The organism is Rhodovarius sp. (assembly GCF_040399605.1).
Lineage (GTDB): Bacteria > Pseudomonadota > Alphaproteobacteria > Acetobacterales > Acetobacteraceae > Rhodovarius > Rhodovarius crocodyli_A.
This window is the reverse complement of record NZ_JBBARU010000093.1, coordinates 1-10,690: the sequence shown is the minus strand read 5'-3', so window position 1 is coordinate 10,690 and position 10,690 is coordinate 1. Positions and strand designations below refer to the sequence as shown.

The 10,690-nt window shown below is 64.9% G+C and carries 10 protein-coding genes and 1 pseudogene; 9 read left to right on the top strand and 2 right to left on the bottom strand.

The genetic code is table 11. The annotated features are described in order from the left end of the window. From ABWP84_RS16585 to ABWP84_RS16550, 8 genes and pseudogenes are all read left to right on the top strand, one after another. Nucleotides 1–391 (top strand): annotated as a pseudogene (locus ABWP84_RS16585) (serine hydrolase); the annotation flags it as partial. Between the two features lie 41 nt (nt 392–432). After that, complete coding sequence (locus ABWP84_RS16580) at nt 433–2,271, top strand: extracellular solute-binding protein (protein ID WP_353213141.1); 1,839 nt, start codon at nt 433–435, stop codon at nt 2,269–2,271. Beyond that, nucleotides 2,268–3,368 carry a microcin C ABC transporter permease YejB gene (locus ABWP84_RS16575; RefSeq protein WP_353213140.1) on the top strand — a complete coding sequence of 367 codons (1,101 nt, stop codon included), beginning with the start codon at nt 2,268–2,270 and terminating at the stop codon, nt 3,366–3,368. Before ABWP84_RS16580 ends, ABWP84_RS16575 begins: the two co-directional genes overlap by 4 nt. 31 nt (nt 3,369–3,399) lie before the next feature. Continuing rightward, nucleotides 3,400–4,128 carry a DUF3891 family protein gene (locus ABWP84_RS16570; protein WP_353213139.1) on the top strand — a complete coding sequence of 243 codons (729 nt, stop codon included), beginning with the start codon at nt 3,400–3,402 and terminating at the stop codon, nt 4,126–4,128. 2 nt (nt 4,129–4,130) lie between these two features. After that, nucleotides 4,131–5,162: an ABC transporter permease gene (locus ABWP84_RS16565; RefSeq protein ID WP_353213142.1), complete on the top strand. Its 1,032-nt coding sequence runs from the start codon at nt 4,131–4,133 to the stop codon at nt 5,160–5,162. Next, nucleotides 5,159–6,742 carry a dipeptide ABC transporter ATP-binding protein gene (locus ABWP84_RS16560; protein WP_353213138.1) on the top strand — a complete coding sequence of 528 codons (1,584 nt, stop codon included), beginning with the start codon at nt 5,159–5,161 and terminating at the stop codon, nt 6,740–6,742. Before ABWP84_RS16565 ends, ABWP84_RS16560 begins: the two co-directional genes overlap by 4 nt. Next, nucleotides 6,732–7,175 (top strand): hypothetical protein, encoded by a 444-nt coding sequence (locus ABWP84_RS16555; protein WP_353213137.1) that lies wholly within the window; start codon nt 6,732–6,734, stop codon nt 7,173–7,175. Before ABWP84_RS16560 ends, ABWP84_RS16555 begins: the two co-directional genes overlap by 11 nt. Then, nucleotides 7,175–8,107 (top strand): glyoxylate/hydroxypyruvate reductase A, encoded by a 933-nt coding sequence (locus ABWP84_RS16550; protein WP_353213136.1) that lies wholly within the window; start codon nt 7,175–7,177, stop codon nt 8,105–8,107. The genes ABWP84_RS16555 and ABWP84_RS16550 overlap by 1 nt, the downstream gene beginning before the upstream one ends. Before the next feature lie 97 nt (nt 8,108–8,204). Here the strand turns inward: ABWP84_RS16550 and ABWP84_RS16545 are convergent, their stop codons facing one another. Both ABWP84_RS16545 and ABWP84_RS16540 read right to left on the bottom strand, forming a co-directional pair. Then, a complete protein-coding gene (locus ABWP84_RS16545) occupies nt 8,205–8,810 on the bottom strand; it encodes an ABC transporter substrate-binding protein (RefSeq protein ID WP_353213135.1) in 606 nt (201 codons plus the stop codon). 9 nt (nt 8,811–8,819) lie between these two features. Further along, nucleotides 8,820–9,581, bottom strand: coding sequence for an MlaA family lipoprotein (locus tag ABWP84_RS16540; protein WP_353213134.1), 762 nt, complete (start codon nt 9,579–9,581; stop codon nt 8,820–8,822). A 156-nt stretch (nt 9,582–9,737) separates the two neighbouring features. Between ABWP84_RS16540 and metF the strand changes: the two genes are divergently transcribed. After that, a partial coding sequence (gene metF, locus ABWP84_RS16535) for a methylenetetrahydrofolate reductase [NAD(P)H] (protein ID WP_353213133.1) occupies nt 9,738–10,690 on the top strand: 953 nt, incomplete at its 3' end.

The window sequence follows — 10,690 nt, the reverse complement described above, 5'->3', positions numbered from 1 at the left end:
TGGCGCGGGCCTTGCCGGCACCACCGGGGATTGGCTGAAATTCGCCGAGATGATCAGCCATGGCGGCACCGGCAACGGCAACCGCATTCTCTCGCCGGCCACGGTGCGCTTCATGCTGAGCGACCATACGCTGGGTATGGAGGGCACCACCTTTGCCAGCACCGGGCCGGGCTATGGCATGGGCCTGGGCTTTGCCGTGCGCCGGCAGGAGGGGATGGCATTCACCGCCGGTTCGGTGGGCGATGCGATGTGGGCCGGGGCCTGGGGCACCAGCTTCACCATTGACCATGAGCTGGGCGTGGTGGGGCTGATGATGTCCAATGCGCCATCCACCCGGGTGCATAGCCGGATGCTGTTCAAGAATTTGCTCTACGGCGCGCTCGTGGCCTGATGGCTGTTGTCAGGGCAGGGGCGGCACGCCACCTTGGGGCGATGCAGCGACGATCCATACTCGCCTCCCCCCTTGCCCTGGCGGTGCCGGCTTTGGCCCAGTCTGGGGCGCAAACCGCGCCGCGGCGGTTGCACGCCTTGTCGCTGCTGGGCGAGCCCGCCTTGCCGGTGGGTTTTTCGCATTTCCCCTGGGTCAATCCCGCCGCCCCCAAGGGTGGTGAGGTGGCGCTGACGGCGCTGGGCAGTTTTGACAGCTTCAACCCCTTCATCCTGCGCGGCAGCGCAGCGGTGGGCATCGGCAATATTTATGACAGCCTGCTGCAGGACAGCAGCGATGAGGCCAGCACCGAATACGGCCATTTAGCGCAATGGATCGAATTGCCGGCCGATGGGTTGGGGGTGACCTTTGAGCTCAACCCGGCGGCGCGTTGGCATGATGGCCGGGCGATCACCGCGGCCGATGTGGTTTGGACCTTCGAGACGCTGCGCAGCCAGGGGCGGCCATTTTACCGCGCCTATTGGGCCGATGTGGCGAGTGTGGTGGCTGAGGGTGAGCGCCGCGTGGTGTTTCGCTTCTCCACCAATGAGAATCGCGAGCTGGCGCTGATCCTGGGCCAGATGCAGGTGCTGCCCAAGCATTTTTGGGAGGGGCGCGATTTCTCCCGCCCGAGCCAGGATATCCCGCTGGGATCGGGCCCTTATCGGCTGGAGCGTTTTGAAAGCGGGCGGGGCCTGACCTATGCTCGGGTGCCGAATTACTGGGCGGTGGATCTCAACACCCGGCGCGGACAGAATAATTTCGATACCATCCGCTATGAGTATTTCCGTGACAGCACGGTGGCCTTTGAGGCCTTCAAGGCCGGGCAGATTGATTTCCGCACCGAGAATGTCGCGCGGGATTGGGCCACGGGCTATGATTTTCCCGCGGTGCGGCGTGGGTTGGTGGTCCGCGACACCATTCGCCACGAAATCCCCACCGGCATGCAGGCTTTCGCGATGAATGCCCGAAGGGCATTGTTGCAGGATAGCCGGGTGCGCGAGGCACTCATCCATGTCTTTGATTTCGAGTGGATGAACGCCAATTTGTTCTATGGAAGCTATGCGCGGACCACGAGTTTCTTCTCCAATTCCGAATTGGCCAGCAGCGGGCTGCCCACCGGGCGCGAATTGGAGATCCTGCAAGCCTTTCGTGGGCAATTGCCAGAGGCGCTGTTCACCCAGGAATTCCGCCTGCCGGTGACCGATGGCAGCGGCAATAACCGCGAGGGTCTGCGCCGAGCGCTGGAATTGCTGCGCGCCGCCGGTTGGACGGTGAATCGCGAACGGCGCCTGGTGAATGCCCAGGGCGCACCCTTCCGCTTTGAGATTTTGTTGAGTTCGCCCAGCTTTGAGCGCGTGGCGCTGCCCTTTGTGCAATGGCTGCAGCGCCTGGGCATCGAGGCCACGGTGCGCACGGTGGACCCGGCGCAATATCAGGTGCGGATGGACAATTTCGACTTCGACATGACGGTGGATGTGATGGGCCAGAGCCTCTCCCCCGGCAATGAGCAGCGTGACTATTTTTCCTGCGCCAAGGTCAATGAGAATGGCAGCCAGAACATCCCTGGTATTTGCCACCCGGTGATTGACCAATTGGTCGAACAGATCGTCATGGCGCCCAATCGCGAGGAGTTGGTGGTCCGCACCCGGGCGATGGACCGGGTGTTGCTGTGGCAGCATTTTGTCATTCCCAATTGGCACACCCGCAGCTTCCAACTGGCCTTTTGGGACAAGTTTGGCCGGCCGGAGCGCAACCCGCGCTATGGGCTGGGCTTTCCCACCACCTGGTGGGTGGACCCCGCGCGGCAGAGGGCTTTGGCCGAAGCGCGCCGCAGCCTGTGAGCGTCTATCTTCTTCGCCGCCTGCTGCTGGTGATCCCAACACTGTTCGGCATCATCGCCATCAACTTCGCCGTGGTGCAGTTTGCACCAGGCGGGCCGGTGGAGCAGGCGCTGGCGGAGTTGCGCGGTGAGGGCCAGACACTGGGGCGCATCACCGGCGAGGGCCAAGGTGAGACCCGCGCGCCCCGCAGCCAGGGCAGCGCCGAGGGGGGCAGCAGCTATCGCGGCGCCCGTGGGCTGGACCCGGCGGTGGTGCGCGAGATTGAGCGCGCCTTTGGCTTTGACAAGCCGGCGCATGTGCGGTTTTGGGAGATGCTGCGCGGCTATGTGCAATTCGATCTCGGCCGGTCGCTGTTCCGTGACCAGCCGGTTTGGGATTTGGTGTTGCAGAAAATGCCGATCTCGATCTCGCTCGGGCTTTGGTCAACGCTGATCATCTATCTGATTTCGATACCGCTGGGCATCATGAAGGCGGTGCGCGATGGCAGCCGGTTTGATGTCTGGTCTTCGGCGGCGGTGCTGGTGGGTTATGCCATTCCGGGCTTTCTCTTCGCCGTGATGCTGGTGGTGCTGTTTGCCGGGGGCACGTTTTTGCAATGGTTCCCGCTGCGCGGCTTGGTCAGCGCGGGCAGCGAAAACTGGGGTTTTTGGGACCGCGTGCTGGATTATGCCTGGCATATGGTGCTGCCCACCATCACGCTGGTGATCGGTGGTTTTGCCGGGCTGACCATGCTGACCAAAAACGCCTTCCTCGATGAGATCGGCAAGCAATATGTGCTCACCGCCCGCGCCAAGGGGGCGGGCGAGATGCGGGTGCTTTATGGCCATGTGTTTCGCAATGCCATGCTGCTGATCATTGCGGGGTTTCCGGCGGCCTTTATTGGCATTCTCTTCACCGGGGCGCTGCTGGTGGAGATTATCTTCTCGCTCGATGGGTTGGGGCTGCTGGGCTTTGAGGCGGCGATCCGGCGGGACTATCCGCTGATGTTTGGCACGCTGTATTTCTTCACCCTGCTGGGGCTGGTGATGCAGATCGTCTCTGACTTCACCTATACGCTGGTGGATCCGCGGATTGATTTCGAAGCGAGGCGGAATTGATGCCGGTGCCGCGCAACCGTAAGGGCTCAGCATGATCCTCTGGCCGCAACCCGATGGCTCGGTGCTGGCCACGCCGCAGCCGGCGCATGCCATCATTGCCGGCCAGTTGATGCGCCGGCTGGCGGAGCGGCCCGAGCCTTTCGAGCCCGCGGTGACGGCGGCCATCGAGCATGATTGCCCCTGGCAGGCCTGGGAAATGGCGCCGGAATTCGACAAGGCGACCGGCCTGCCGCGGGCCTTCAACGCGCTCTCCGGTGAGGAGCATGTGCCGATGTGGGAGCAGGGCGTGGCCATGGCGCTCGCCAATTTCGGCCAGCTTGTGGGGCTGCTGGTGATGCGCCATGGCAGCCATATTTATCGCCTGGGCATTCTGGGTGGTCGGATCGCGCCCGCCGCCGCCAGCCTTGCCGCCATGCAGGGCTATATGGCGCGGGAGCAGGAGAGGGGGGCGGCCATCATGGCCCGGCTGGGCATGGTCGAGGCTGAGGTGGCGCCGCTGTCGCAAAAGCTGGGCATGGTGGATAGCATCGCGCTGGCGCTGTGCTGGGGGCAGGCGCGGTTTTCGGTGGGCGCGAGCACGCTGACCCGCATTGCGCCCTTTGCCGCGCGGATTGATCCTTGGCCGTTTGATGCGCCCTCCCTGGAGGTTGCGACCGAGGCGCTGCATATCCCAGCACCCTTCGCCGATGCGCAGGCGATGCGCGCGGCCTGGCCGGAACTGCCGCGCCGGATGCTGCGCTTCACGCTGTGCGGGCCATGACGCTGAGCCCTGTCACCCGCCGGCGATTGGCGAATTTCCAGGCCAACCGGCGCGGCTGGTGGTCCTTTTGGCTGTTCACGGCGCTGTTTCTGGTGACGCTTTTCGCCGAATTTATCGCCAATGACCGGCCGCTGCTGGTGCATGTGGATGGCCGCTGGCTGGTGCCGGTGCTGGTGGATTATGCCGAGAGCGATGTGGTGCCCGATGGGCTGCCCACCGATGCCGATTGGCATGACCCTGAGATGGAGCGCGCCATTGCCGAACGCGGCTGGGCGATTTGGCCGCCCATTCGCTATGCCCATTCCACCGTGGTGCGCAATCTCGGCCGGCCCGCCCCGGCGCCGCCATCGGCCAGGAACTGGCTGGGCACGGATGACCAGGCGCGCGATGTGGCGGCGCGGGTGATGTATGGGTTTCGGATTTCGGTGCTGTTTGGCTTCACGCTGACCATCATAGCCAGCCTCATCGGCATCGCCGCCGGCGCGGTGCAGGGGTTTTATGGCGGGCTGACGGATTTGTTGTTTCAGCGCTTCATCGAAATCTGGTCGGGCATGCCGCAGCTGTTTTTGTTGATTATTCTGGCCAGCATCATCCAGCCCAGCTTTTGGACCTTGCTGGGGTTTTTGCTGTTGTTTTCCTGGATGGGGCTGACCGGGGTGGTGCGGGCGGAGTTTTTGCGCGGGCGGAACCTCGATTACGTGCGCGCGGCGAGGGCGCTGGGGGTGGGGGATGCCAGCCTGATGTTCCGCCATATTCTGCCCAATGCGATGGTGGCCACGCTGACCTTTCTGCCCTTCACCCTCTCAGGTTCGGTGACCGTGCTGGCCTCGCTTGATTTTTTGGGGTTTGGCCTGCCGCCAGGCTCGCCCTCGCTGGGGGAATTGCTCAGCCAGGGCAAGAATAATCTCCAAGCACCTTGGCTGGCCTTCACCGGCTTCGTGGTATTGGGCGGCGTGCTGACATTGCTGATCTTCGTGGGCGAGGCGGTGCGGGACGCCTTTGACCCGCGCAAATTGCCGGGAGGTGCGGCATGAGCCTGCTCTCGGTCGAGAACCTCGCCGTGGCCTTTCGCGGCAAGAGGGTGGTGCAGGGCGTCTCTTTCCATGTCGATCCCGGCGAGGTTGTGGCGCTGGTGGGCGAATCGGGCAGCGGGAAGTCGGTCACCGCACTCTCCTGCCTGCGGCTGCTGGCGAGTGGCGGCAGCAATCCTGAGGGGCGGATCACCCTGGATGGGACGGATGTGCTGAGCGCCGATGCCGCGGCGCTGCAAAAGCTGCGCGGTGGCGTGGCGGGCATGGTGTTTCAGGAGCCGATGACCTCGCTCAACCCGCTGCACAGCATTGGCCGCCAGGTGGGGGAGGCGATCACCCTGCATCGAAGCCTCTCGGGCCCGGCGCTGCAGGCCGAGGTTGTGGCGGCCTTGGCCCGTGCCGGCCTGCCGCAGATGAAGGACCGGCTGGGTGCCTTTCCGCATGAACTCTCGGGCGGGCAGCGCCAGCGGGTGATGATTGCCGCCGCCTTGGCCAATAACCCCGCTTTGCTGATTGCCGATGAGCCGACAACGGCGCTCGACGTCACCATTCAGGCGCAGATTTTGGCCCTGCTGGCCGAACTCAAATCCAGCCTGAACATGGCGCTGCTGCTCATCACCCATGATCTGGCGATTGTGAAGCGCCATGCCGACCGGGTGGTGGTGATGAAGGATGGGGCGGTGGTGGAGCAGGGGCCGGTGGGCCGCATCTTCGCCGCGCCGGAGCACCCTTATACCCGGATGCTCATCGCCACCGAGCCCTCCGGCCGGCCGGCCCCGGTGCCTCAGGATGCTGCCACGGTGCTGGAGGCGCGCGACCTTCGGGTGCATTTCCCCATTCGCCGCGGGTTGTTGCGGCGCGAGGTGTCTCGGGTGCGCGCGGTGGATGGGGTGGGGCTGGGCCTGCGTGCGGGTGAGACGCTGGGAATTGTGGGCGAGAGTGGCTCGGGCAAGACCACGCTGGGCATGGCGCTGCTGCGGCTGGTGCCGAGCGAGGGGGTGATTCTGCTGGATGGGCGACCCATCCAGGGGCTGTCGCGCGGGCAATTGCGGCCGTTGCGCGCGGCGATGCAGATCGTCTTTCAGGACCCTTATGGCAGTCTTTCGCCGCGCATGTCGGCTGGTGACATTGTGGGGGAGGGGCTGGCGGTGCATGAGCCCGGCCTCTCCGCCGCCGCGCGCGAGGCGCGGGTGGCCGAGGCGTTGGTTGAGGTGGGCCTCTCGGCGGCGATGATGCCGCGCTACCCGCATGAATTCTCCGGCGGCCAGCGCCAGCGCATCGCCATTGCCCGCGCCCTGGTGCTCAAGCCGCGGCTGCTGGTGCTCGATGAGCCGACCTCGGCGCTGGATGTCTCGGTGCAGGCCCAGGTGGTGGAGCTTTTGCGCGGGCTGCAGGCGCGCCATGGCCTAGCCTATCTCTTCGTCAGCCATGATCTGCGGGTGGTGCGCGCCATGGCGCATCGCATCGCGGTGATGAAGGATGGTGTGATTGTCGAGGAAGGTGAGGCAGAGGCACTGACACGCCATCCCGAACAGCCCTATACCAAAACCCTGATGCGGGCGGCCTTTCTCCATGAATCCTGACGTTGAGAGCCCTGAACTGGGCGAATTGCGCGCGCTGCTCAATGCCGAGCGGGTGCGGCTGGGCGTGCATATCCGCAAGATGAACAGCCCGGGCAGCCCGGTCTATGATTACTGGGAGAATGTGGTGCCGGCGGCGCTCATCCTGTTCAGCAGCTTTGGCGCCACGGCCTTCATCCATTTCTATGTCGGCGCGGTGGTGCTGGGCCTGGGCTGCTGGTGGTGGTTGGCCAAGGTGCAGCCCAAGGTGAAGGATGGCGTGTTCCACCGCACGGCGGAGCTGGTGCTTAACAATGAGATGCAGTTTCAGCTGCTCTGGTCACGCGGCATTCTCACCCTTTACGCCAAATTGCCCGATGGCGCCGAACGGGTTGCGACCCGCCGGGATGATTGGCGCGAATTCGTCCGCAGCCTGCGCAGTGAGGTAACACCCTGATGGCCATTCTTCTTTCCACCAAAGCCGCGATCATGGCGGAATGGCGCGACGCCATGCTGGCGGTTGATCCCTCGCTCGATATTCGCCTTTTCCCCGATGCGGGCGAGCCCTCGGAGATTGAGGTGGCGGTGTGCTGGAGCAGCCATGATATGGCGGAGCTGCGGCGCTACCCCAATCTCAAGCTCCTGGTCTCGATGGGGGCGGGGGTGGATCATTTGCTGCGCGCCCCCGGGCCGCCGCCCGGCGTGCCGGTGGCGCGGCTGAAGGATGACCGGCTGACCACCGCCATGGGCGAATGGGTGCTGCTGAATGTGCTGCGCTTCCATCGCCAGGACGCCGAATATCGCGCCCAGCAAGCCCAGCGCCTCTGGCGCGAATTGCCCGCACCCGACACCGCGCAGCGGCGGGTGGGTATTCTGGGCCTGGGGCAATTGGGCACCCATGCGGCGGGGTTGCTGCGCGTGGTGGGCTTTCCGGTGCTGGGCTGGACCCGTCAGCCGCGGCAAATAGAGGGCGTGACCTGCTTTGCCGGGGCCGAGGGGCTGCGCGCGATGCTGGGGCAGACCGATATCCTGGTCTGCCTGCTGCCGCTCACCCCACAGACCCGGGGCATTATCAATCGCGAGACGCTGGCGCTGCTGCCGCCGGGCAGTTTTGTGATCAATTCCGGCCGCGGTGGCCATATGGTGGCCGATGACCTGCTGGCGGCGCTCGATAGCGGGCATATTGCCGGTGCGGCGCTGGATGTGTTTGAGCCTGAGCCGCTGCCGGCGGAACATCGCTTCTGGGGGCATGAGAAGGTGCTGGTCTGGCCGCATGCCTCCTCCATCACGATTCCGCGCAGCGCCGCACCGCAGGTGGTGGAGAATATCCACCGGTTGCGCCAGGGGCGGGCGCTGATCAATTTGGTGGATTTTTCGGCCGGTTATTGAAGCCGGGAGGCGGGACCAGGACTCTCGGGGGCAGATGAGATCGAGCGGCAAAGCCTTTCCGCTCTTTTCCTCGCCACCCGCGTTTTTCAGTCGCCTGCTACCGCGCCGCCTGCGCGCGCATGGCGGTGAGCAGCGCTGCCACCTGGCCACCGCCGCGCTGGATGACGGAGGCATATTCGCTGCGCTGGGTGAGGCGCAGCGAGGTGCCCTCGGCGATGAGATCGACAATCTTGGGTTGGCCGCCGCTTTCCGCCACCCGCCAATCCAGATTGAAGGGGTTGGAGTTGGGGCGAGTGACGACTGTGCTGACCAGCGCATCATCCTCGGTGCGCGATTGGGTGCGGCCGAGTGCGAAGCGCACGCCCTGGTATTCGCCAAAGCGGCCGGCGAGGTTGCGGATCAGGCTGGCCTCGAAGAGGCGCAGATAATCCTGCTGCTCCGCCGGGGTTGCGATGCGCCAGAAGCGGCCGAGCACGAAGCGGCCCACCGTCTCAATATCCACGCTGCGGCGTAGGATGGAGGCTACGCGCTCCTGCCGTGCGGCGGGGCTCAGCCCCGGATTATTGATCGCAGCCACCAGCTCATCACCTGCGGCCTGGATGAAGCCTGCGGCGCGCGCAGTGTCCATCTGGGCCTGCGAAGGCGACGTGCAGAGCAGCCCCAGGCCGAGCACGGCGAAATCGCGGCGGTTCAGTAGCAACATCAACCCTCCTCAACGGGAAGGCGGTTGATGGCCCACGGCGTCGCGATTGGCAATGGCGGCGGCGCGGGCCTGGCGGCGGGCATTGCGCATGGCGGCATAGGGGTCGAGCGATGTCCGGTTTATATCATCGATGAAATCGAAGTAATAATCGCGGGTATCCAGCATCGAAGCGCCACCGCGCACACCAGCAAGCAGGTCCACAGCCAGGCCCTGGCCGAACCAGGTGAGTGGTTGGGCGGCGGTGTCCACACCCAGGCCCGCCAGGTCACGCAGGTTGCTCGGGCCTAGAATGGGCAGGAACAGAAAGGGCCCCTCTGCCACGCCAAAGGTGGCCAATGTCTGGCCGAAATCCTCATAATGCACGGGCACGCCGAAACGGCTTTCCGCCACGTCGAATATGCCACCCAAGCCCAGCGTGGTGTTGATGACGAAGCGGCCCAGCGTGTCGCCCGCCCGCACGGGTTCGCCCTGCAACATGTCATTGAGCAGCACCACGGGGGTGCGCAGGTTGTTCAGAACGCTGCTGACGCTATGGCGCACGGGTGCGGGCAGCCAGCGATAAGCGCCGTTCAGAGGCCTAAGGATGGCGCCGTCGATCGCCTGATGAACATCGAACATCGCGCGGTTGAAGGGTTCTGCTGGGTCATTGGTGGCGCGGTACTCTGCCAGGGCCTCGGGGTCCGAGGCTGGGGGCGGCGTGGCGCAGCCGGCCAGCAGCCCGACCAGTGCTGCGATTGCGCACAAATAGATCGCGGGCAGAGGGCGCTGCATGAGGCTCGGTTCAGCTTTCGGGTTCGAGGCGGCGTTCGCGCATGACGAACGCGGATGTTCTAGCGTAACGCATGGGCTTCGGGAACAGTTACCTGCGTTGCGGCTTGCAACGGCGCAACCCTTGCGTGAACCTGTCTTGTGGGCCATTTGCGGGCCATGGATCAGGCAAGCCACGACACCATCCGCCACGGCACTTTGGAGCGCTGGCTCACCGGGCCGCGCATTCCCGCGCTTCCGGCGCCGCGCGATATGGCGCCGCCCAAGCTCAGCTTCGAGTTTTTCCCGCCGAAAAGCGCCACCATGGAGGCCAATCTGTGGGAATGCATCCGCCGGTTGGAGCCGCTCGCGCCGCGTTTTGTCAGCGTGACCTATGGCGCGGGCGGCACCACCCGCAGCCGCACCCATGCCACCGTATCGCGCATCGTGGCCGAAACGAGCCTCACGCCCGCCGCCCATCTCACCACGGTGGGCGCGACGCGTGAGGAAGTGCATGAGGTGGCCCGCGAATACTGGGCGGCTGGGGTGCGCCACATCGTGGCCCTGCGTGGCGACCCGCCGGTGGGGGCAGCGCAATATGAACCGCATCCGGGCGGCTATGCCCAGGCTGAGGATTTGGTCCGCGGCCTGCGCGGCGTGGCCGATTTCGATGTCACGGTGGGCGCCTATCCCGAGACCCACCCGACAGCGCTCTCGCCCGAGGCGGATCTCGATTTTCTCAAGCGCAAGATTGATGCCGGCGCCACCCGCGCCATCACCCAGTATTTCTTTGATACCGACATCTATCTGCGTTTCATCGAGCGCTGTCACAAGGCTGGCATCACCGTGCCAATCGTGCCGGGCATCCTGCCGGTGACCAATTTTGCCCAGGTGGTGAAATTTTCGGCCATGTGCGGCGCATCGGTGCCGGACTGGATGGGCCATCTTTTTGAAGGCATTGATGATGATGCCGAGACGCGCAAGATGGTGGCGGCCATGGTCGCGGCCGGGATGATCGCACCCAATATGGTCGGCCCCTTGCGCACCGTCCTCAACCTCACGGCCCGGGTGCCGGTTGAGGGCGGGCCGGCGCGGGTGGAATTGCCGCTGGAATTGCGCAATCGGCGCGTGAC

Excerpts from the sequence above, each read along its gene's own strand:
- ABWP84_RS16580 (WP_353213141.1), top strand. The coding sequence starts at position 433 with ATGCAGCGACGATCCATACTCGCCTCCCCCCTTGCCCTGGCGGTGCCG.
- ABWP84_RS16570 (WP_353213139.1), top strand. The coding sequence starts at position 3,400 with ATGATCCTCTGGCCGCAACCCGATGGCTCGGTGCTGGCCACGCCGCAG.
- ABWP84_RS16560 (WP_353213138.1), top strand. The coding sequence starts at position 5,159 with ATGAGCCTGCTCTCGGTCGAGAACCTCGCCGTGGCCTTTCGCGGCAAG.
- ABWP84_RS16555 (WP_353213137.1), top strand. The coding sequence starts at position 6,732 with ATGAATCCTGACGTTGAGAGCCCTGAACTGGGCGAATTGCGCGCGCTG.
- ABWP84_RS16550 (WP_353213136.1), top strand. The coding sequence starts at position 7,175 with ATGGCCATTCTTCTTTCCACCAAAGCCGCGATCATGGCGGAATGGCGC.
- ABWP84_RS16545 (WP_353213135.1), bottom strand. The coding sequence starts at position 8,810 with ATGTTGCTACTGAACCGCCGCGATTTCGCCGTGCTCGGCCTGGGGCTG.
- ABWP84_RS16540 (WP_353213134.1), bottom strand. The coding sequence starts at position 9,581 with ATGCAGCGCCCTCTGCCCGCGATCTATTTGTGCGCAATCGCAGCACTG.